This is a genomic window from Streptomyces sp. NBC_00690 (assembly GCF_036226685.1).
Classification (GTDB): domain Bacteria; phylum Actinomycetota; class Actinomycetes; order Streptomycetales; family Streptomycetaceae; genus Streptomyces.
Genome location: NZ_CP109009.1, coordinates 1,934,183 through 1,955,815, shown reverse-complemented (window position 1 = coordinate 1,955,815; position 21,633 = coordinate 1,934,183). Strand labels below are relative to the sequence as shown.

Here is a 21,633-nt window from a genome sequence, read left to right as displayed (position 1 = left end):
TGGGTTGCTCAAGTCTGCCCGCAAGCAGGAGAAGGACCCCGAGGGCCGGATGCCCCTCGTGGAGCACCTGCGTGAGCTCCGGAACCGCCTCGCCAAGGGGCTGCTGGCCATTGTCGTCGTCACGGTCGTCGCGGCCTTCTTCTACAACGACATCATCAACGTCTTCACCAAGCCGGTCCTGGAGTCGGTCGGATGCCCCGACTCCTTCTCCGAGCTGAGGAAGCAGCCGGAGGGCACCACCTGCGCGGAGATCACCATCAACGGTCTCCTGACGCCCTTCACCCTGGCCCTCAAGGTCTCCTTGATGGCGGGTGTGGTGCTCGCCTCGCCGGTCTGGCTCTACCAGCTCTGGGCGTTCCTCGCGCCCGGTCTCCACAAGAGCGAGAAGAAGTACGCGCTGGCGTTCGTCGGCGCCGGGTTCCCCCTCTTCCTCGGTGGCGGCTGGTTCGCCTACCAGGTGCTGCCCACCACCGCGAAGGTCCTGATCGAGTTCACCCCGTTCGGCGTGGACAACTTGTTGCCGCTGGACAACCTGCTCGATCTGGTCACGCGCATGGTGATCGTCTTCGGTCTCGCCTTCGAACTGCCGCTGCTCCTCGTCCTGCTCAACCTCGGCTCGGTCATGACCGGACGCAAGATGCTCGGTTGGTGGCGCGGAATGATCATGGGGATCACGGTCTTCTCCGCCCTCGCGACCCCGAGCACCGACCCGCTGACGATGGTCCTCCTGGCCGTGCCGATCGTCGTCCTGTACTTCTTCGCCACCGCATTCTCCCTGCTCAACGACCGACGGCGGGCGATCCGCGATGCCAAGGGACCCGCTGCGGACGAAGCATCCGACCTTGACCTCACCCCCGAGGACGTCGGTGGCATCGAGCCGGTGGGAGCCTCGCGCTCCCTCCCGGAGCAGGCGAGCGGCGACGGCAGACGGGCCCATCAGCTCAACGGATACGACGACATCACCTGAGACCTGCCCGCTACCGAGGGGCGGAACCTGCCACCGTCCGACTCCGCCGAGCCAGCGGGCACGGCTGCGACGTGCCGTAACGTCTCGCGGGTGACCAGCGAGATCACCCTTGTCGTCAATCCCACCGCAGGGCGCGGTCGCGGTGCGGGCGCCGCCCAGCCCGCCGCGCGTGCCCTGCGGGAAGCCGGTTTCTCGGTACGCACCCTCGTGGGCGAGGACGCCCCGGACGCGCTACATCGGGCACGTGCCGCCGTCGTCGGCGGCACCGGGGCGCTGATAGCCGTCGGCGGTGATGGAATCGTGTCCCTCGCCCTCCAGGCCGTCGCCGGAACCACCACCCCGCTCGGGGTGATCGCCGTGGGCACCGGCAACGACTTCGCCCGAGCGCTGGAACTGCCCATAGGAGATCCGGCGGGCGCCGGGAGGGCGACGGCACGGGCGCTGCGCGACGGCACGACCCGTGCGACCGACCTGGGGCGGGTGGGGCGGACCTGGTTCGGTACGGTCCTGGCCAGCGGCTTCGACTCCCGCGTGAACGACCGCGCCAATCGGATGAGCTGGCCGCGCGGTCGCTTCAGCTATGACGTTGCGATGCTCGCCGAACTCATGGCCCTGCGTCCCGTCCCGTACCGCATGAGCCTCGACGACGGACCTCCGCGCACCCTGGAAGCCACCCTCATCGCCATCGGCAACGGGCCTTCCTACGGCGGTGGGATGCGGATCTGCGCGGACGCCGAAATGGACGACGGCCTCTTCGATGTGACCGTGGTTGGACCGTGCACCCGCACCACCCTGCTGAGGGTCTTTCCCCGTGTCTACCGCGGGACCCATCTCGACCATCCGAAGGTCACCGTCCACCGGGTCCGCTCGATCACCCTGGAAGCGGAGGGGATCACCGGCTACGCGGACGGGGAGTCATTGGGTCCGTTGCCGCTGACCGCCACCTGCGTAACCGGAGCGGTGCAGGTGCTCACCCACGGTCACGGGTGACACCCTCCCGCGGCGGTCGATCCAAGGAACTTCCCCGCTGGACCCCGCGTCCCCGACCGCTCGGGTTGCCCCTCGACATCCGAGAGCCCGAACTCGGGCAGGGCGGGCACCATGGCTCGACGCCCCACGTTCGCCGGTCCAACACCCGACCAGGGCGGCGATGCGCACCCGGGGGCGACAATCCGTCGATTAAGGCCGCGCTGACTGTCGTACCCGGCGGGTAGGCTCGTGAACAAGATGACCGAGGATCTCTCTCCCGCAGAGCGCTACGCCGCCGCCCGCATCCGCGCCGTTGAGGAAGCCACTGCGCTGGCCCCCTTCCGCGAGATGTACGAGTTCGATCTGGACCCCTTCCAGATCGAAGCCTGTCAGGCCCTGGAAGCGGGCAGGGGCGTGCTCGTCGCCGCGCCCACCGGCTCAGGGAAGACCATCGTCGGCGAATTCGCCGTCCATCTCGCCCTACAACAGGGCCGCAAGTGCTTCTACACCACGCCCATCAAGGCCCTGTCCAACCAGAAGTACACCGACCTCGCCAAACGGTACGGGGCGGACCGGGTGGGCCTGCTCACCGGCGACAACAGCGTGAACGCCGACGCCCCGGTGGTCGTGATGACCACCGAGGTCCTGCGGAACATGCTGTACGCCGGGTCCCAGGCGCTCCGCGGCCTCGGCTATGTCGTGATGGACGAGGTCCACTATCTGTCCGATCGCTTCCGGGGCGCGGTCTGGGAAGAAGTGATCATCCACCTGCCCGAGTCGGTGACGCTGGTGTCGCTCTCGGCGACCGTGTCGAACGCCGAGGAGTTCGGTGACTGGCTCGACACGGTCCGTGGCGACACCGAGGTGATCGTCTCGGAGCACCGCCCGGTGCCCCTGTGGCAGCACGTCATGGCAGGTCGCCGGATGTACGACCTCTTCGAGGAGGAGACCGACCACGGAGGTCGCGGTGTCGGCCGCCGCGAGGTCAATCCCGATCTCGTCCGGCTCGCCCGGATGGAGAACCAGCGCTCGTACAACCCTCGTGACCGACGTCGCGGCAAGATGGTCCGTGAGGCCGATCGTGAGCGCGAGCGGCGTCAGCGCAGCCGGATCTGGACGCCGGGGCGGCCCGAGGTCATCGAGCGCCTCGACGCCGAGGGGCTGTTGCCCGCGATCACCTTCATCTTCAGCAGGGCCGGCTGTGAAGCCGCCGTCCAGCAGTGTCTGTACGCCGGGCTGCGGCTCAACGACGACAGTGGGCGGCTGCGGGTCCGCGAGATCGTGGAGGAGCGGACGGCCAGCATTCCCAACGAAGACCTCCATGTCCTCGGCTACTACGAATGGTTGGAGGGCCTGGAGCGGGGCATCGCCGCGCACCATGCCGGAATGCTCCCCACCTTCAAGGAGGTCGTGGAGGAACTGTTCGTCCGCGGGCTGGTGAAGGCCGTGTTCGCCACCGAGACCCTTGCGCTCGGCATCAACATGCCCGCGCGTTCGGTCGTCCTGGAGAAGCTCGTCAAGTGGAACGGCGAGCAGCACGCCGACATCACCCCCGGTGAGTACACGCAGCTCACCGGCCGGGCCGGGCGGCGCGGCATCGATGTCGAGGGCCACGCGGTGGTGTTGTGGCAGCGGGCGATGGACCCGGCCGCACTTGCGGGCCTCGCCGGCACCCGTACCTATCCCCTGCGGTCCAGCTTCAAGCCGTCGTACAACATGGCGGTCAATCTGGTGCAGCAGTTCGGTCGGCACCGCTCGCGGGAGCTGTTGGAGACCTCGTTCGCCCAGTTTCAGGCGGACCGGTCAGTCGTCGGCATCTCACGGCAAGTACAGAAGAACGAAGCGGGGCTCGACGGCTACCGCGAGGGCATGACCTGTCACCTAGGCGACTTCGAGGAGTACGCACGGCTGCGCCGCGACCTCAAGGACCGGGAAACGGAGTTGGCCAAGCAGGGCAGCGCGCAGCGTCGGGTCGCCGCGGCCGTCTCCTTGGAGCGGCTCAAGCCGGGCGATGTCATTCATGTGCCCACGGGCAAGTTCGCCGGGCTGGCGCTCGTCCTCGATCCGGGCCTGCCGGCCGGGAGGACCAATGGACACCGCGGGTTCGAACACCACGACGGTCCTCGTCCGGTCGTCCTGACGGCCGAGCGGCAGGTCAAGCGGCTGGCCTCGATCGACTTTCCGGTGCCCGTGGAGGCACTGGACCGAATGCGCATCCCCAAGTCCTTCAATGCGCGCTCACCTCAGTCCCGGCGCGACCTGGCGTCGGCGTTGCGGACGAAGGCCGGACACATCGTGCCCGAGCGGCACCGCAAGGAGCGCTCCGCCGCGGCCGACGACCGTGAGATCGCCCGGCTGCGGACCGAACTGCGCGCCCATCCGTGTCATGGCTGTGCCGAGCGGGAGGACCATGCCCGCTGGGCCGAGCGGTACCACCGACTCCAGAGGGACACCCGACAGTTGGAGCGACGCATCGAGGGGCGGACCAACACGATCGCCCGCACCTTCGACCGCATCGTCGCCCTGCTGACCGAGATGGACTATCTGCGCGGTGACGAGGTCACGGCGCACGGCAAACGACTGGCCCGGCTCTACGGAGAGTTGGATCTCCTCGCGAGTGAATGCCTTCGGGACCGTGTGTGGGAGGGACTCAGTCCGGCGGAGCTCGCCGCGTGCGTCTCGGCCCTGGTCTACGAGGCACGTCAGTCGGATGATGCGGTCGCACCCAAGGTTCCCGCTGGCGGGGCACAGGCCGCGCTCGGTGAGATGGTCCGCATCTGGGGTCGACTGGACGCCCTGGAGGAAGACTTCAAGATCAACCAGGCGGAGGGGGTGGGCCAGCGGGAGCCCGACCTCGGCTTCGCCTGGGCCGTCCACCAGTGGGCGTCGGACAAGACCCTCGACGAGGTGTTGAGGGAAGCGGAGATGCCCGCCGGCGACTTCGTCCGCTGGTGCAAGCAGGTGATCGACGTCCTGGGCCAGATCGCCGCCGCGGCGCCGACCGAAGGCGACAGCACGGTGGCGAAGAACGCCCGCAAGGCCGTGGACGCGTTGCTGCGCGGTGTGGTGGCGTACAGCTCGGTGGGGTGACGCCGGCCTGGTCGGGCTGGGGGCGAGGTGCCGCACGGCACCTCGCCCCCAGCCCGACCGGTGAGCTGCACACCTCTCGCCGACCGGCCGACCAGGCCATCACCACTGAACGGCGCATCGACGACGGCCAGGCTGGTCGGCAGTGCGCCAGAGCATCAGGCGTTAGTGGGTGAGTGCCATGGCCAGCGACACCAAGTCCGGTGTGCGCAACACTGAGCCGAATCCGGGCAACGGTACGTGCAAGGGCTCCAACCAGCGGTCGGGGATCGCCGAACCCCCGTACACCGCCCCCGTCAGCATTCCCGTCACCGCGGCCACCGTGTCCGTGTCGCCACCCAGGTCGATCGCCGCGGCCAGGGACTCCTCGTAGGAACCGGTCGTCCGAAGCGCCCACACCGCGGACCCGAGGCACGGCCATACCGCGCCGTTGAACTCGGTTGCGTCCTGGGGTTGCCAGTCCGGTGCCAACACGGTGGCCCAACGGTCCCGATGCGCCGCGTCCACCTGTTCCAGGACGGAGTCGACCGCCGCACCGGGGTCCTCGCCCGCCAGTGCCACGCGGACCAACTCATGCAGGATCGCCGTGCCTTCCCAAGCCGCCCGGTCCCCATGGGTGAGTGCCGCGATCCGGCGGCCAGCCGACATCGTCACCTCACGTCCGGCGGCGGCGAAGTACACGGCAGCGGTGGAGGCACGCATCAAGGAGCCGTTCCCCGCCGAGTGGCCGGTGATCCGGAAGTGGTGGGCTGCCGCCCGATCCCAGGGGAGTCCGCTGGTGAGGACGTCCTCCGTCTGCAGTCCTATGTCCTTGGGCTCACCTGTCACCCACTGTTGGAACCGCCCGAAGACGTCCACCGGGTCGAGGCCGCGGTGCAACAGGAGCGAGTGCCCCACCAGGACCGCCATCTGGGTGTCGTCGGTGGCCTCACCCGGATCCCAGCCGCCGCCACCGCACATCACGCCGACGCCGCTCGGGAACTCCCGTGCAAACACTCCCCGTTCACGGAATTCGAAGGGCGCCCCCAACGCGTCCCCGACCGCCGATCCCACAACGGCACCCACCACCCGGTCCAGCCGGTCCCTGTGTTGCATCGCCCCAGCCTAGGCCCAGGCGGCACATGTCAGTCCGGCCCGGGGTGCGGTGGGCGCCCAACGACCCAACGCAGCCCCGATCCAGCTCCCTTGCCGCCGATCCGGGCGGCCATCAGTCCCGAATCACTGGTGCACGAGGTGATCCGACGGCACGTCGCGGGCGTGACAACACGGCGACGCCATGTGCCCACACCCCAACCGATCTCAGTGGAGGCCGCGTGCGTGCTCGAACCGCGCCCTGCCCTCCGCCGGGTCGACCAAGGGTTCCGGATAGTCGAGCCGGGCCCGCTCCAGGTCCCCGAGCTCCTCTGGTCGATGGATCTTCGCCCCGGCGAGCTCGGCCAACTCGGGCACCCACCGCCGTACGTAGTCGCCCTTGGGGTCGAACCGCTTCGCCTGCGCCAGTGGGCTGAGCACGCGATTGGGTCGGGTGTCCGTCCCCGTTCCCGCCACCCACTGCCAATTCATCTGGTTGTTGGCCAGGTCTCCGTCGACCAGCAGGCTCAGGAAGTGCTGCGCACCCGCCCGCCAGTCCAGATAGAGCGTCTTGGCCAGATAGCTGGCGGTCAGCAGCCGGGCCCTGTTGTGCATCCACCCCTCGTGCAGCAGCTGCCGCATCCCCGCGTCCACGATCGGACAGCCGGTGCGCCCCTCCTGCCAGGCGGTGAGTTCCTTGTCGTCGTGACGCCAGTGGTCGTGTCGGGAGCGGTAGTCGGTGTGGGCGGCAGCAGGACGGGCGGCCAGTACCTGATGGTGGAAGTCCCGCCAGGCCAACTGACGTACGAAAGCCTCGGCGCCCGGGCCGCTGCGCTTGCGGGCCCGTTGCACGAGTTCGGTCGCCGACAGCGTGCCGAAGTGGAGATGCGGCGACAACCGGGAAGTGGCGTCGCCGTGGAGGTCGTCGTGGCGTTCCTCGTAGGCGTCCGCACCGGCGGTCGGATCGGCCAGCCAGGCGGTCAGCCGGAGCCTGCCCTCCCGTTCGCCACCACGGGCCAGCCCAGGGGAGAGCCCCGGGACCGCCGAACGCCGAGGCAGCGGATGGCCGGGCAACTCGGGGACGTCGATCCGGCGCGGCGCGCCCAGCGCCCGGCGCAATCCGATCGCTTCCCAGCGGCGAAAGTAGGGCGTGAAGACCGCGAAGTGGTCCTTGCCCGTGGGAGCGACCTGACCCGGCGGCAGCGCGGTGATCACACCGTCGTGGACTTCGAGGGTGCAGCGCAACTCTTGGAGCGCCCGTCGGATCCGGTCCTCGCGTTGGCGGGCGTAGCTGCTGACACCCGCGGCGATGTGCACCGCGCTGGCTCCGGTCTCGGTCACCACCCGGCAGACCTGCTCGGTGACATCGCCGGTACGGACCACCAGCCGGCCGCCACGCTCCCGTAGGTGGGTGTCGAGGGAGGCCAGGCAGTCGGCGAGGAAGGCCCGTCGATTCGGGACGTCGAAGCCGGCCAGGCTCACCCCCCGGTCCACGACGAACAGGGGGACGACCGAGTCGGCGGTACGGACCGCGGCACTCAGGGCGGGCTGGTCGTGCACCCGCAGGTCGGAGGTGAACAGCATCACGGACACACTCATGCGCCGACCCTCCCGGGGTGCGGCGGCGGTGGCGTACATGCTGGTGCGGGGGGCGTGGGATCGGTCAGGGCGAGCTCCTCGGCGAGAAGGGACGAACGGGTGGGACGGAAGGAAGTGCCGGGTGGGGTCGGTACCCCACCCGGCACTTCTCGTACGGTGTCGGTTGCCCGGGCTGGTGCACGGCTACCGACCGGAGCGGTCAGGCCGGGAAGTCCATCACCGCGAGTGGCGCGGACGTCGGCTCAGCGGAGCCGCCCGAGGGTTCCACGGTCAGCCCCATGCCCGAGGCGCCGTCCACAGGACCCTTCATCAGCACGGCGTTGTCGGACGCAGCCGAGTCCATCAGACCGGCCGAACGCATGGTCCCGTCGTCGTTGAACCACAGTTGGTACACCTTGCCGGCCGGCGGTTCTGGCATGTTGGTGGTGAAGAAGGCCGCCTGGTTGAGGGATCTGGCGACCACGACCGTGCCGCTGCCCCCGCCGGGCAGTGCACCGGTGCTGACCTTGGCGTCCGGGGCCGCGAGGACCGCGGCGAGATCGGCAGATCGCTGCTCCGCACGCTGCGCCGCCTGCCTGGCGTCCTCGGCCTGCTGGTGTTGCCAGACGGTGGTGCCGCCGAGACCCACCGCGGCGGCCACGCAGGCCGCGAGGGCGAAGCGGGACAGCGCGCGGCCACGGCCGCCGCGTACCGGACGGGAGCGGCCCGGCCCCGGGGGCACCTGACGCTCGTTCGATATCCGGCGCATCACCTGCTGCTTGAGCTCGGGCGGAGGCACCATCGCCACGGCCATGCTCAGTCTCCCCGCGGTGGCGGCCAACTCGCGCACCTCCTGCTCGCAGGAGGAACAGTCGGTGAGATGGCGCTCGAATTCGGCTCGTTCCTGCGGTCCCAGTGCGTGCAGCACATAGGCGCCGGTCAACGTGTGGAGGTCGGCGGCGGTCATGCATTCACCCCCAGGCAGTCGCGCAGCCGGATCAGTCCGTCGCGCAGTCGTGTTTTGACCGTGCCCAAGGGCACCGCGAGCAGTTCGGCGACCTCGCGATAGGCCAGCCCTCGGTAGTAGGCGAGGGTCACCGACTGCCGTTGCAGTTCGGTGAGTCCGCTCAGACATCGGCGGACCTGCTCCCGTTCGAGGCTGGCCTCCACCTGTTCGATGACCTCGTCGTACTCGGGCGTCCGGTCCAGGAGCGCCGCCCGCTGTTCACGATCGGACGCGGCCTGGGCCGAGCGGACCCGATCCACCGCGCGCCGGTGGGCGAGCGTGAGTATCCAGGTCATCGCGGAGCCTCGGGAGGGCTGGTAGCGGGCGGCGGTGCGCCACACCTCGATCAGCACCTCCTGGGTGACCTCTTCCGACTGGGCGGGATCGCGCAGCACGGCTCGCACCAGGCCGAGCACCGGACCGGACACCACGTCGTAGACCCGCGAGAAGGCGTCCTGATCACCGCGGGCGACCAGGCCGAGCAACTCCTGTAGGTCCGGTTGTGCCGGGGCCGGACCGCCGACGAATACAGGTTCTTTCACGCGGTCTTTCCTCCAGTGAGCGGTCTGTCGTCCGACAGTCTTCACCAGGTATTCGAGGCTGCGGCGCCGATGGATTGGTCCGGGTGGGCGGTTGTTTGCAGGGGTATCGCATCGGACCGGGTCGGGGTACGGCGGACACTGTCGGCTGACTTCACTCGATCGGGTGAAGTCGCCTGGTGTGGGGAGGCGTACGGAAGGGGACGCCGCAGCTGCGGCGCCCCCTGGTGCCTTCCGTAAGTGCACTCCGTACTGTCGTCGTCGATTTGGGTCAGCTCTCCCGGGGTTCGAACTGCTGTGGATCGCGTCGGGCGATCCGTACGCTCTGCACCGCCCGCAGCACCAGGAAGACGAGCAGGGCGAACGGGGAGAGCAGGATCGTGAACACGAGCAGCGGGCCCATCACCAGCGGGTGGATGCCGAGCCGTCGGGCCTCCAGGAACATCCACTGTCCGACCAGCAGGTCCCACGCGATGATCTGAGCCCAGACCGCTCCGGCGCCGTCCGCGATCTCCACCAGGTCCTGGAGCTTGGTCAGCGTCGGCTCGGAGACCAGCGTCCACAACTCGGGCAGGACGGGCAGCACGAGCGCCAGGTACACGACCAGGATCGGCACCACCGTCAGCGGTGAACGGGCGATGCGGGAGGTCACCCGCCAGGTCGGCGCGAAGATCATCAGCAGCCAGACGGGGACCGCCAGGAGGAAGGAGAGGTCGAAGAGGGTTTCGGTCATACGGGCAGCCTCGCTTCGGTGGATTCCTGACCGCTGGCGTCCTGGCCGCTGCCGTCCTGGTCCTGGGGGGACGGCGTTTTGCCGCGCAGGGAGAGCAGGACGCCCAGCGCGCCGCCCGCGGCGATGACGGCGACTGCGGCGAGCGTCGCTGCATCGGGGTCGATCAGTGACTGACCGCGCAGAGCCTGCCAGGTGACCAGGGCGAGTACGGCGGAGTAGACCGCCGATGCCGTCAGCACCAGGCGCACCTGGACGCGTTCGTCCCCCAGACGGGGAAAGCGTGCGGCGAGGAGGAGCAGGGCGAGCAGCAGCAGCGGCAGTATCTGGAGGGCGTGCATGCCGACGAAGTGCGGGATCCGCAGGTCCCCGCCGGTCGTCGACCAGCCGGTGAGCGGCATGGACGCGCCTCCGTCGGCCACTCCGACGCTGTGCGCCCCGATCACCGTGGTCGTGCCGTTGTCACTGGCCGACTGTTGCTCGGAGGTGGGCAGGGTCATCAGGACTCCCAGACCGGCGCCGACCAGGGCGATCGCCGAGCCGAGCCGCAGGGCCCAGGTGGAGGCGCGGTCCTTGATGCGGGAGCGGAACAGGAGTATGGCGATGACCAGGGCGGCCGTCCACAAGGCCATGATCGAGAACGCCATGATGTTGTAGAGCAGGATGTCGAAGTCGGTCTCGTTGTTGAAGTGGCTGCGCTTGCCGCGGATGACCTGTCCGGTGATGATCACCATTTCGACGACGCCGGTCGCGGCGATGGTGGTGCCGGCCCACCAACTGGCCCGTGGGGCGCGGGTGACCAGCGAGAGCATCCAGGCGAGGGACACCGCGTACACCAGTAGGGACACGGAGAACTTGAGCGGCTTGAACCAGATGCGCGAGCCCACGAGTATTCGGTCGTCCACCAGCATGCCGATCGCCGATACGGCCGCCAGCACGGCCATCGAAGCGGCGAAGAGCATGAGTGGGCGATGCCAGGAACGCCAGGAAGACATGGAGGACCCCCGTCAAAGTATAGATAGCGGCACTGTCCACTATCCGTGAGCGTCACTATCTATGATGAGGAACGGCAAGAGCAAGGGCGGAGAGGTGGACGGGCTGTGCGTATCGGTGAGTTGAGTCGCAGAACCGGGGTTCCCGTCCCGACGATCAAGTACTACGTACGGGAAGGGCTGCTGCCGGCAGGGGAGTTGACCAGCCCCAATCAGGCGTCCTACGGCGACGCCCACGAGCGTCGACTACGACTGATCCGAGCTCTGCTCGACGTCGGGGGGCTCAAGGTCGCCGCCATCGGCGATGTCCTCGCCGCTGTGGACGATCCCAGCAAATCGGTGCACAAGGTGCTGGGCGTCGCCTCGGACCTCTTGGTCCAGCGCTATCCCGAAGTCGAACCGGACGAGGCGCTGGAGACCGCCCGGGAGCAGGTGGCGGACCTGGTCGCCCGACGGGAGTGGCAAGACGTGGACGACTGTCCCGCGATGGAGGCACTGGCCGGAGCCCTGGCCACCCTGCATCGCATCGGACACGGTGACTTCTCGGAGGTGTTGGACGCCTATGCGGACGCCGCGGAGGGCGTGGCCCGTGCCGACCTGGACTTCGTGGCGACCAAGGCGTCCTTGGACGGTGTGGTCGAGCGGGTGATAGTGGGCACCGTGCTCGGCGAGGCGATGCTCGCGGCGCTTCGGCACCTCGCCCATGTGGACCGCTCGTCGCGGATGTACGGGTCGGCGGCGGGGCACCCCTCGAAGTGAGCAGGGCGATCGGGGTCGGCCGGTCCGGTGTGGCCGGTTGGGCGGCGGTGCCGTCGCCCGGCCGTCAGGCTGCTTCCGCATACCCCGCCGTCGTACCGCGATACCCGGCCGTCGTACCGCTGATCGTCGTGGAGCACCGCACGACGAACCCCCGGCCGTCAGGTCGGCCGGGGGTGTGAGAGATGTGGCAGCTTCGTGGTGTGGTCAGGCCGACTGCTCCTGCTCCCGCTCCACCTGCTCGTTCCATTCGCGCTTCACCGCGCGCCACGCTTCGTCGTTCTTGCCGAGGCGCCAGTACCCCGAGATCGACAGCTGTTCGCGCGGCACCTGGCGCTCCAGCCGCAGATGGCGCCGGAGCTCCTTCACGAAAGCAGCCTCGCCGTGCACGAAGGCGCAGAGCTTGCCCTCCGGGAAGTCGAGTTCGGTGACCGCCTTCACCAGGGCCTGGCCGACCGGACTCTGTCCGCGGTGGAACCACCGGACCTCGACGCCATCCGGAGTGATGAGCTTCTGCTCCTCCTCGGCGCTGTCGACCTCGACGAACGCATGGACGATCGCGCCGGCCGGCATCTGCTCCAACGCCGCGGCGATCGCGGGGATCGCGCTCTCGTCGCCCACCACGAGGTGCCAGTCGGCCGAGGGGTCGGGGGCGTAGTCGCCGTGCGGACCGAGTACGTGCAGCAGATCGCCGGGCTTGGCGTTGGCAGCCCAGGGGCCGGCGAGGCCCTCATCGCCGTGCACCACGAAGTCGATGGTCAACTCGCCCTGGGCGTCATCCCAGCTGCGGACCGTGTAGGTGCGGTTCAGGGGCCACTGGTCACGTGGGAAATCCTGCCGGATGCGGACCAGGTCGAAGGGCTCGGGATAGCTGACGCCCTCGGTCAGGAAGATCAGCTTCACATAGCTGTCGGTGTGACCGTCCATGGCGAAACCGGCCAGGCCCTCCCCGCCGAAGACCACGCGCACCATGTGCGGCGTGAGCCGTTCGGTACGGAGCACACGAGCTTCGTAAATGTCCCTCGGTGCAGTGCGGGCAGGTCGTTCCGCCACGGTGGTCTCCCTGAATTCTGGCATTGCTTAGGCTTACCTAAGTTAACACCTTGCTCAGGAAAGTACAGGTTGCGCGCGGGACGCATCACTTGCCGAGTGTAGTGAGCAGGCGTCCCAGCGCATTGCCGAGTCCCCAGCGCAGCGAGAGTGCCTCCAACGCCGCCGGATCGCGCGGCACGGAGGGAAGTGCGGCGTCGAAGGCCGGCAGGGCCACATCGGAGGCCACGGCGACGACGGTCGGGGCGACGGCGAGGTACGCCCGGGCCTCGTCGAGCCGCTTGCGCTGCGAGGGGGTGAGCTTCGCGGTCGGATCGTCGACCGCGGCCAACACCCCGGCCAGGTCGCCGAAGGAGTCCAGCAGTTTGACCGCCGTCTTCTCGCCAATCCCCGGCACCCCGGGCAGTCCGTCGCTGGGATCTCCCCGCAGCACCGCCATCTGTGCGTAGCCCGGTCCGTCGACCCCGTATTTCTCGTGCAGCCAACTCTCGTCCGTCACCTGGAGCGTGCCAACACCCTTGAGGGGATAGAGCACCCTTCGTTCCCGGGCGTCGTCGACCAACTGGAAGAGGTCCCGGTCGCCGGTGACGATGTCGACCGGTCCGGTGGCGCGGGCCGTGAGGGTGCCGATCACATCGTCCGCCTCGTACCCGTCGGCTCCGATGCGGGCGATGCCCAGCGCGTCCAGCACATCGGCGATCACCGGCACCTGGGGGGCCAGCGTGTCCGGGGTCTCCTCCTCGTCCGGACCGGTCTCGGTCTCGACGGCGACCCGGTGCGCCTTGTACGACGGGATCAGATCGACCCGCCACTGCGGTCGCCAGTCGTTGTCCCAGCAGGCGACCAGATCGTCGGGCTGGTGGTCCTGGACCAGCCGGGTGATGAATTCGAGCAGGCCCCGCACGGCGTTCACGGGGGAGCCGTCCGGGGCGCGGACGGAGTCCGGAACGCCGAAGTAGGCACGGAAGTACAGGGAGGCGGTGTCGAGGAGCATCAGGCGTCGCGTCACGCCCCTGATGATGCCGTAGCCCACTGACACCGCAGGGCAGCGACGGGCGGGCCGTCCGGGGAGGGGGGAGGGCTCCGCCCCGAGCCGCCGTGTCATAGGGGACGGGTGCGGCGCTCGATCGCTTCCCCTCGGCCCTCTGTGAGCCCCGGCTCCGGTATGCACCCAAGAGCCGCAAACGGGCTATTCGTGATCTGGGTCACCTTTTTGTTTGTCATTGCAGGCCAGGGGCAGGCTCCGCCCCCGGAGCAGCTCCCCTTGTTGTTGCGTACGCGATGTGTTGTCGAGTACGCGATGTGCGTGATCAAGCGATCGCGCGACAACCGGGGGCGTGTGGGCGGAACCCACCGGGCTCCGATGCGATCTGCCGTGCGGGGGACGGCGGATCGTTTCCGTTCAACGCGCGAGGTGTATGTGTCCAGGCTTCAGGCAGAGCATCTGTACAAGGTGTTCGGCAGACGACCCGACGATGCGGTACGCAGGCTCGAAGCGGGCGTCGACCGCGCCGAGCTTCGCGCCGACGGCACGACCGCTGCCGTGATCGACGCCTCGTTCACGGTCGAGCCTGGACAGACGTTCGTGGTCATGGGCCTGTCCGGGTCGGGCAAGTCCACTCTGCTGCGGATGCTCAACGGGCTGCTCGCCCCGACCGCAGGCACCGTGCTGTTCGACGGGCAGGACCTGACCGCCCTGAGCCCGCGCGAACTGCGCGCCGTGCGATCCAGCAGGATCAGCATGGTCTTCCAGCACTTCGCCCTCTTCCCCCACCGCAGCGTCCTCGACAACGCCGCGTACGGACTCCAGGTCCAGGGCGTCCCCGCCGCCGAACGCGTCCGCCGCGCGAAGGAGGCGCTGGCACTCGTCGGCCTGACGGGTTGGGAGGACTCCTGGCCCGATGAGCTCTCCGGTGGCATGCAACAACGCGTCGGTCTCGCCCGGGCGCTGGCCACGGACGCCGATCTGCTGCTGATGGACGAGTCCTTCAGCGCGCTCGACCCGCTGATCCGCCGCGATATGCAGGACCAACTGCTCCGGCTCCAGAAGACGCTGAAGAAGACGATCGTCTTCATCACCCACGACCTCAACGAGGCCATGCGGCTGGGCGATCGGATCGCGGTCATGCGGGACGGCACGATCGTGCAACTGGGCACCGCCGAGGACATCCTCGTCACCCCCGCCGACGACTACGTCGCCAGCTTCATCCAGGACGTCGACCGCTCCCGGGTGCTCACCGCCGGCGCGATCATGGCCGACGTGGAGAGTGCGTACGGCATGGTGACCGACCGCGGCCGAAAGCTGATGAACGCTCGGGACGTCCTGGCTGCCGCGCCCGCCTCGGTATCGGTCGATGCGCCCATCGCCGAACTCTTCACGCCCTGCTCCACCACCGACGCGCCCGTCGCCGTCGTCGACGACCGAGGTGAGCTCACCGGAGTCGTTCCGCGCTCGCGGCTGCTGGCTGTCCTCGGGGAGCCCGTGGTGCGGGAAGACCAGCCGAGCCGTTCCGCAGGCCGTGCGGACGACTCGGCGACCACGAGCTGCACGCACCCTGTTGCAGACGCAGACGCAGACGCAGACGCAGACGCAGACGCCCGGGCGGTGGCCCGTGCCTAGGATCCCCCTCGGCGACTGGGTCGACCGCGGCGTCGACTGGCTCCAGTTCCACCTGTCCTGGCTCTTCGAAGCGATCAGTTCCCTGGTCACCGGGATGTACGAGGGCATCGACGCGGCCCTTTCCGCACCGGAGCCGCTCCTGTTCGCGGGCATCCTCGCCGTGCTCGCCTGGTGGTTGCGCGGGCTGGTGGCCGGTGGTCTCGCCTTCGTGGGCTTCGCGCTGATCGATTCCATCGAGTTGTGGGACGAGGCGATGTCGACCCTGTCGCTGGTGCTCGTCGCCACCGTCGTGACCCTGGCGATCGCCGTACCGCTCGGTATCTGGGCCGCGCGCTCCACGACCGTCAGCACGGTCATCCGGCCGGTGCTGGACTTTATGCAGACCATGCCGGCCATGGTCTATCTGATCCCCGGCATCATCTTCTTCGGCGTCGGTGTGGTTCCCGGCATCATCGCCACCATCGTGTTCTCGCTGCCGCCCGGGGTGCGCATGACCGAGCACGGCATCCGCCAGGTGGACGGGGAACTCGTTGAAGCCGCCGACGCGTTCGGTACCACACCGCGCAACACCCTCGTGCGCGTACAGCTCCCCCTGGCCCTGCCCACCATCATGGCCGGGGTGAACCAGGTCATCATGCTCGGCCTGTCCATGGTGGTCATCGCGGGCATGGTCGGCGGTGGCGGTCTGGGCGGAGCGGTCTACCGAGCCATCGGCAACGTCGACATCGGCCTCGGGTTCGAGGCGGGCGTCTCCATCGTCGTCCTCGCCATGTACCTGGACCGGATCACCGGCGAACTCGGCCGTCAGGTCTCGCCGCTCGGTCGGCGCGCGATCGCCCGGGCGAAGGAGGCGGCCGGCGGTCCCTCGCTGTGGAACCACCGCCCCCAACCCGTCGTGGCCCTCGTCGGCGCCGTCATCCTTGCGCTGGTCGCCGGAGGCATGGGCATCGCCAGTGGCGATGACACCCGGGACGGCAAGAACACCTCCGGGATTGGCAAGGGCCGAGAGGTGACCATCGGCTACATCCCCTGGGACGAGGGCATCGCCTCCACCTTCTTGTGGAAGGAGGTCCTGGAGCGCCGCGACTTCACCGTCGAGACGCAGCAACTGGAGGCCGGCGCGCTCTACACGGGGCTCGCTGGCGGTCAGATCGACTTCCAGACCGACGCCTGGCTGCCGACCACCCATGCCACGTACTGGAAGAAGTACGGGAAGGACCTGGAGGACCTCGGTTCCTGGTACGGCCCCACCTCGCTGGAACTCGCCGTCCCCGCCTACGTCAAGGGCATCGACTCCCTCGACGATCTCAAGGGCCGGGCCGACACCTTCAAGGGCCGCATCATCGGCATCGAGCCGAGCGCCGGGATGATGGGGCTCCTCAAGGACGAGGTCCTCCCGCAGTACGGATTGGAGGGTGAGTACACCGTTGTCGACGGGTCCACCCCCGGGATGCTCGCCGAGTTGAAGCGCGCCTACCAGAAGAAGGAACCCGTCCTCACCACGCTCTGGTCCCCGCACTGGGCCTACAGCACCCACGACCTGAAGAAGCTCAAGGACCCCAAGGGCGCCTGGGGCGAGGGCGACGGCGTCCACACGGTCGCCCGCAAGGGCTTCTCCGACGACGAGCCCGAGATCGCCCGCTGGCTGAAGGACTTCCAGCTGACCGAGAAGCAGCTGACGGATCTGGAGGCGGAGATCCAGCAGGCGGGGAAGGGCGCGGAACAGGATGCGGTCCGCGCCTGGCTCACTAAGAATCCGCAGGTGGAGAAGGCGATGACAGCGCAGTAGTCGCAACCGCCGCAGCATCGGCTGGTAACGCGTGGTGACGGGGTGGTCTCCGCTGGTCGCGGGGGCCACCCCGGCGCTGCGTACCCCTCGATGCCTGGCCCGTGCACCGTATGCGAGCGACCGAGCCCGGAAGCTGCGTATGGTGAGACAGGACCAGGAAGGGGAGCTGGGCGGATGGACACGAAGGACGGCAAGGACCCGAAGGAGACCGAACCCCTTCGGGTGGGCGCGGCCGTGCGTCGGCGCCGCCGTACCCTTGAGCTCACCCTGGCCGTGGTCGCCGAGCGCAGCGGTCTGTCGGTGCCCTTCCTCAGCCAGATCGAGAACGAGCGGGCCCGGCCCAGTAACCGTTCCCTGGAGCGGGTCGCCGGCGCCCTGGAAACCACGGTGGGCCGATTGATCGCGGCGTCCGATGCCGCGCGGACCGTCGCCGTCGTGCGGGCGGACACCCCACCCGCGCTGGACGATACGGATCGTGCCGTTCGCGGTGGCACCACCCGGCGGCTGGTGCACGGCCGTCACCAACTGGAAGCGCTGGAGTTCACGGGCGAACACGACACCGACGGCGAGTTCGAGCACCGCAACGACGAGATCATGTACGTCGCCGACGGGGTGGTCGAGGTCGAGGCCGAGGGCCGTGCCTACCGACTGGGCAGCGGTGACGCCCTCTTCCTGTCCGGAGGCGTACGCCACCGCTGGCGGGCCGCCCTCCCGGAGACCCGGATCGTCGTGGTCACCGTCGCCGATCACCTCGGCCCCCCGGAGCGCTAGACCGTGGCCAGGACACCTGCGATGCCGCGGGTCGTCTCCCTGGTCCCCTCCCTCACCGAGGCCGTGGCCGTCAGTGCGCCCGGTGCGCTGATCGCGGCCACCGACTGGTGCACCCATCCCGCCGACCTCGACGTACCGCGCATCGGGGGCACCAAGAACCCCGATGTGGCAGCCGTGATCCGACTGGCGCCCGATCTGGTGATCGCCAATGAGGAGGAGAACCGGCAACCGGACCTGGACGCCCTGCGCGCCGCCGGCATCCCGGTGCTCTTGACCGAGGTACGTGATCTGGAGCAGGCACTGCGCGAATTGGAACGCGTCCTCGTCGACGGCTGCGGGCTGGACCGGCCGGCCTGGCTGGATCGGGCCGCTGATGCCTGGTCGGGTGATCTGCCGGGCGCGGTGCCCACCGTCGCCGCCGTCGTGCCCATCTGGCGGCGACCGTGGATGGTGCTGGGGCGGGACACCTTCGCCGGGGACCTGCTGCACCGACTCGGGGTCGACAACGTGTACGCACGGCACCCGGACCGCTACCCCCGGATACCCATCGATGAACTCCACCGCAGCGGCGCCGATCTGGTCGTCCTCCCCGACGAGCCGTACCGCTTCACCACCGACGACGGACCCGAGTCCTTTCCCCGCCTCCCCGCCGCCCTGGTCAGCGGTCGCCATCTCACCTGGTACGGGCCGTCCCTGGTGACGGCGCCCGCGGTGCTGGGTGCGGCGCTGCGAGCAGCTCTGCGCTGAACAGCCCGCGCACCGTACGACCCCCGGCCACCGCCCACGCCGTGACGAGGAGGACGTACAGCCCGCCCGCCAGCAGGGTCGGTGCGGTGAGCTCCGTCCTCTCGCCGAGCGCCGCCGCCCCCGTGACACAGGTGCCGACCGGGAAGGTGAACGCCCACCACCCGAGGGTGAAGGGCAGCCCCCGGCGCATCGCCCGTACCGTCGCGATCCCGGCCAGGGGCAGCCACAGCAGCGCAAAGCCCATGGCCACCACTCCATAGCCCACGGCGAACGCCGAAACGGTGCTCGGCTGGAGCGCCGGGAACACACTTCGGGACGCGTACGCCATTGCGTCGGCGGCCGTCGTCGACTGCCCCAGGGGCCCGAGGACCAGGAACAGGGCCGGAGTGAGAGCGAGGGGGAGCGGGCCGCGGCGCAGCAGTCGGGCGATGACCAGCGGCAGGACGACGAGCGTCCCCAGCAGGCTGACACCGAACATCGCGGCGCTGGCCAGCAGCACCGCGGTGTGCCACTGACCGGCGGGCAGCTCGGGGATGAGCGGGGGCCAGGAGGCGGCGGCCACCATCGGGGGGACCACGGGCAGCAGCCACACAGGGGACGCCGCGCCCGGCTCGATCCGCCGGTTGACCACCATCAGCCAGGGGATCACCGTGGCCGTACCCACGGCGGCGACGGTTCCCAGGACCAGGAGCAGCACGGCGACCGGTACCGCTGTCGCGGCCCCCATCAGGGGCGCGCCCAGGGGCAGTGTGCCGGCCCCCACGGCGAGTGTCGCCATCGCGGCGCATCCGTAGAACGGCGCGATCGTCGGATCCAGCAGATGAGCCCTGGCCCGGTCGCGGTGGTGGCGCCAGTGCAGGAGGCGGGCGGTGACCACCGCGATCAGCAACACCGCTGACAGCGCCCACACGGCGGTCAGCAGCGGCCGGGTGCCGGGAACGTCGAGTGCCGCGCCCGCATTGGCCACGATGGCGGTGCCCATGACGGTGGCGTACCAGTTGGGGGTGAAGTGCCGCAGAAGCGGCAGCGGGACAGAGACGGGTGCGGGTACGGGTGGTGCCAGGGCCATGCCGTCACTGTGGGCCGATTCCTCCCGTCCCACCAGGGATCTTCGCGTTATGACCTCATAAGCTGGACTGATGAGCGATGACCGTGTGGAGCGGGGCCCACTGGCCCACCGGGTGCCCGACCTCGGAGCCCTGGAGCTGCTGCTCGCCGTCGCCCGGCACGGCAGTCTGGGCCGAGCGGCCCGCGAGATGGGGATCACCCAACCGGCGGCGAGCAGCCGCATCCGTTCGATGGAGCGTCAACTGGGACTGGTCCTGGTGGACCGCTCGCCACGGGGCTCCCGGCTCACCGAGGCGGGGGCGCTGGTGACGGACTGGGCGCGGCGGGTCGTGGAGGCGGCGGAGGTCTTCGACGCCGGAGCCCAGGCCCTGCGGGGGCGCCGGGACTCGCGGCTGAGGGTCGCGGCCTCGATGACCATCGCCGAGTACTTGCTGCCGGGCTGGCTCATCGCCCTGCGCACCCAGCGCCCGGACACCGTGGTCTCCCTCCTGGCGGGGAACTCCGCGACGGTCGCGGAACGACTGCTCGCGGGCGATGCGGAGCTGGGGTTCGTGGAGGGCCTGTCCGTGCCCGACGGTTTGGACGGGGCCGTCATCGGCCACGACCGATTGGTGGTGGCGGTCTCCCCGCTGCACGAGTGGGCACGTCGGCGGGCGCCCCTGACCGCCGCCGAACTGGCCGTCGCCCCGCTGATCCTGCGGGAACGGGGATCGGGTACGCGACAGGTGCTGGACTCCGCACTGGCCGCGTGCGGTGGGCCGGCTGAACCGCTGCTGGAGCTGGGCTCGACGACAGCGGTCAAGGCGGCTGCGGTCAGTGGTGCCGGACCGGTGGTGCTCAGCGAACTCGCCGTGCTCGACGAGTTCGCCGCACGACGACTGATCAGGGTACGGGTGGAGGGAGTGGAGCTCCGGCGGGCGCTGCGGGCCGTCTGGCGACGTGCCCAGCGTCCGACAGGGCCGGCGCGGGATCTGTTGGGACTGACCAAGAGCTGACGGAGGGTTCGGCTCCGGACGCCACGGCGACGAGCGCGCGCACGATCCGAAGGTCCCGCCCGACCTCAGGGTGCCACTGCACTCCCAGCAGCCAGCCTTCGCCTGGGAACGCCGGCTCCACCGCCTCCACCGTGCCGTCCTCGGCATGGGCGCTCGCCCTGAGACGGGGTGCCAGTTGGGCGACGGCCTGGTGGTGATAGGTGGGTACCTGCGTGGTCTCCGGCACGATCGATGCGTACAGGGTGCCCGGCACCGGCCGCACCGGATGGGTGCCGAAGATTCCTTCCGCCTCCATGTGGCCGTCCAGATGTTGGAGCAGGGTGCCGCCCAGGGCCACGTTGAGCAGTTGCATGCCCCGACAGATCCCCAGGATCGGAGTGCCCACCGCGCGAGCCGCGTCGATCAGGGCCAACTCCCAGTGGTCCCGTTCGGGGGCCGGGGGACCGGCGCGGGGGTCCGGTGTGGCGCCGTAGTGCTCGGGGTCGACGTCGGCACCGCCGGCGAGGATCAGACCGTCGAGCCGGGCCATGGCTGTGTGGGCGGCAGCGGGGTCCGGGTCGGGCGGCAGCATGACCGCCACCCCTCCCGCCCGCTGGACGAGGGCCGGATAGTCGGCCGGGAGGAGGGCCGCCTGCCGTCGCCACACTCCCCAGGCGGCCGTGTCGAGGTAGGTGGTGATGCCGATGAGGGGTCGGGGCATGTCCGTCACTTCCATCATGTCCGTCGCTTCTTTCGCTTCTGTCGCCTCGGCCGGGGAGTACGGCTGCGGTCGGAGGCGGAGCACCCGGCTGTTGCTTCGCCTGCCCCGCCGGTCGGCGTACATCGATCGCGACGCCGCCCAAGATGTCGGGGCGCGACGGTGATTGCCGGGCGAGGGCCTGAAGCGAAGGCGGCTTGT

General features: G+C 69.5%; 19 protein-coding genes. 9 read left to right on the top strand and 10 right to left on the bottom strand.

Going from position 1 to position 21,633, the window contains the following annotated elements; genetic code table 11:
* Nucleotides 1-4 precede the first annotated feature (4 nt).
* From tatC to OID54_RS08605, 3 genes are all read left to right on the top strand, one after another.
* Nucleotides 5-967, top strand: coding sequence for a twin-arginine translocase subunit TatC (gene tatC, locus OID54_RS08615; protein ID WP_329016316.1), 963 nt, complete (start codon nucleotides 5-7; stop codon nucleotides 965-967).
* Nucleotides 968-1,057: 90 nt separating this feature from the next.
* Nucleotides 1,058-1,957: a diacylglycerol kinase gene (locus OID54_RS08610; protein ID WP_329016313.1), complete on the top strand. Its 900-nt coding sequence runs from the start codon at nucleotides 1,058-1,060 to the stop codon at nucleotides 1,955-1,957.
* A 237-nt stretch (nucleotides 1,958-2,194) separates the two neighbouring features.
* Nucleotides 2,195-5,026 carry a DEAD/DEAH box helicase gene (locus OID54_RS08605; protein WP_329027340.1) on the top strand — a complete coding sequence of 944 codons (2,832 nt, stop codon included), beginning with the start codon at nucleotides 2,195-2,197 and terminating at the stop codon, nucleotides 5,024-5,026.
* 162 nt (nucleotides 5,027-5,188) lie between these two features.
* On the opposite strand, the gene OID54_RS08600 is transcribed toward OID54_RS08605, so the two are convergent.
* The 6 genes from OID54_RS08600 to OID54_RS08575 all read right to left on the bottom strand — a co-directional run bounded on the left by OID54_RS08600 (nucleotide 5,189) and on the right by OID54_RS08575 (nucleotide 10,942).
* Nucleotides 5,189-6,118 (bottom strand): ADP-ribosylglycohydrolase family protein, encoded by a 930-nt coding sequence (locus OID54_RS08600; RefSeq protein ID WP_329016309.1) that lies wholly within the window; start codon nucleotides 6,116-6,118, stop codon nucleotides 5,189-5,191.
* 204 nt (nucleotides 6,119-6,322) lie between these two features.
* Nucleotides 6,323-7,693 (bottom strand): cryptochrome/photolyase family protein, encoded by a 1,371-nt coding sequence (locus tag OID54_RS08595; protein ID WP_329016306.1) that lies wholly within the window; start codon nucleotides 7,691-7,693, stop codon nucleotides 6,323-6,325.
* A 199-nt stretch (nucleotides 7,694-7,892) separates the two neighbouring features.
* Nucleotides 7,893-8,639 carry an anti-sigma factor gene (locus OID54_RS08590; RefSeq protein WP_329016304.1) on the bottom strand — a complete coding sequence of 249 codons (747 nt, stop codon included), beginning with the start codon at nucleotides 8,637-8,639 and terminating at the stop codon, nucleotides 7,893-7,895.
* On the bottom strand, nucleotides 8,636-9,220 hold the full coding sequence (locus tag OID54_RS08585) for a sigma-70 family RNA polymerase sigma factor (protein ID WP_329016301.1): 585 nt from the start codon (nucleotides 9,218-9,220) through the stop codon (nucleotides 8,636-8,638). Before OID54_RS08585 ends, OID54_RS08590 begins: the two co-directional genes overlap by 4 nt.
* A gap of 268 nt (nucleotides 9,221-9,488) precedes the next feature.
* Nucleotides 9,489-9,950, bottom strand: coding sequence for an ABA4-like family protein (locus tag OID54_RS08580; RefSeq protein WP_329016298.1), 462 nt, complete (start codon nucleotides 9,948-9,950; stop codon nucleotides 9,489-9,491).
* A complete protein-coding gene (locus OID54_RS08575; protein WP_329016295.1) occupies nucleotides 9,947-10,942 on the bottom strand; it encodes a hypothetical protein in 996 nt (331 codons plus the stop codon). The genes OID54_RS08580 and OID54_RS08575 overlap by 4 nt, the downstream gene beginning before the upstream one ends.
* 105 nt (nucleotides 10,943-11,047) lie before the next feature.
* On the opposite strand from OID54_RS08575, the gene OID54_RS08570 reads away from it, so the two are divergent.
* Nucleotides 11,048-11,698 carry a MerR family transcriptional regulator gene (locus tag OID54_RS08570; protein ID WP_329016292.1) on the top strand — a complete coding sequence of 217 codons (651 nt, stop codon included), beginning with the start codon at nucleotides 11,048-11,050 and terminating at the stop codon, nucleotides 11,696-11,698.
* Between the two features lie 204 nt (nucleotides 11,699-11,902).
* Here the strand turns inward: OID54_RS08570 and OID54_RS08565 are convergent, their stop codons facing one another.
* Together OID54_RS08565 and OID54_RS08560 are read right to left on the bottom strand one after the other, a co-directional pair.
* Nucleotides 11,903-12,748, bottom strand: a complete 846-nt coding sequence (locus tag OID54_RS08565) for a siderophore-interacting protein (protein WP_329016289.1) — start codon at nucleotides 12,746-12,748, stop codon at nucleotides 11,903-11,905.
* An 85-nt stretch (nucleotides 12,749-12,833) separates the two neighbouring features.
* A complete protein-coding gene (locus OID54_RS08560) occupies nucleotides 12,834-13,739 on the bottom strand; it encodes a 5'-3' exonuclease (RefSeq protein ID WP_329027338.1) in 906 nt (301 codons plus the stop codon).
* Nucleotides 13,740-14,165: 426 nt separating this feature from the next.
* Here OID54_RS08560 and OID54_RS08555 point away from each other — a divergent pair, with 426 nt between their 5' ends.
* From OID54_RS08555 to OID54_RS08540, 4 genes are all read left to right on the top strand, one after another.
* Nucleotides 14,166-15,365 (top strand): quaternary amine ABC transporter ATP-binding protein, encoded by a 1,200-nt coding sequence (locus OID54_RS08555; protein WP_329016287.1) that lies wholly within the window; start codon nucleotides 14,166-14,168, stop codon nucleotides 15,363-15,365.
* Nucleotides 15,358-17,154 (top strand): ABC transporter permease/substrate binding protein, encoded by a 1,797-nt coding sequence (locus tag OID54_RS08550; RefSeq protein ID WP_329016285.1) that lies wholly within the window; start codon nucleotides 15,358-15,360, stop codon nucleotides 17,152-17,154. The genes OID54_RS08555 and OID54_RS08550 overlap by 8 nt, the downstream gene beginning before the upstream one ends.
* A 174-nt stretch (nucleotides 17,155-17,328) precedes the next feature.
* Nucleotides 17,329-17,925 carry a helix-turn-helix domain-containing protein gene (locus tag OID54_RS08545; RefSeq protein WP_329016281.1) on the top strand — a complete coding sequence of 199 codons (597 nt, stop codon included), beginning with the start codon at nucleotides 17,329-17,331 and terminating at the stop codon, nucleotides 17,923-17,925.
* 21 nt (nucleotides 17,926-17,946) lie between these two features.
* Nucleotides 17,947-18,672 carry a helical backbone metal receptor gene (locus tag OID54_RS08540; RefSeq protein WP_329027336.1) on the top strand — a complete coding sequence of 242 codons (726 nt, stop codon included), beginning with the start codon at nucleotides 17,947-17,949 and terminating at the stop codon, nucleotides 18,670-18,672.
* Here the strand turns inward: OID54_RS08540 and OID54_RS08535 are convergent.
* Nucleotides 18,599-19,741: a TDT family transporter gene (locus OID54_RS08535; RefSeq protein WP_329016278.1), complete on the bottom strand. Its 1,143-nt coding sequence runs from the start codon at nucleotides 19,739-19,741 to the stop codon at nucleotides 18,599-18,601. The genes OID54_RS08540 and OID54_RS08535 overlap by 74 nt on opposite strands.
* Before the next feature lie 70 nt (nucleotides 19,742-19,811).
* On the opposite strand from OID54_RS08535, the gene OID54_RS08530 reads away from it, so the two are divergent.
* Nucleotides 19,812-20,735: a LysR family transcriptional regulator gene (locus OID54_RS08530; RefSeq protein WP_329016275.1), complete on the top strand. Its 924-nt coding sequence runs from the start codon at nucleotides 19,812-19,814 to the stop codon at nucleotides 20,733-20,735.
* Here OID54_RS08530 and OID54_RS08525 read toward each other — a convergent pair.
* On the bottom strand, nucleotides 20,623-21,453 hold the full coding sequence (locus tag OID54_RS08525; protein ID WP_329016272.1) for a gamma-glutamyl-gamma-aminobutyrate hydrolase family protein: 831 nt from the start codon (nucleotides 21,451-21,453) through the stop codon (nucleotides 20,623-20,625). The genes OID54_RS08530 and OID54_RS08525 overlap by 113 nt on opposite strands.
* Between the last annotated feature and the right edge of the window lie 180 nt (nucleotides 21,454-21,633).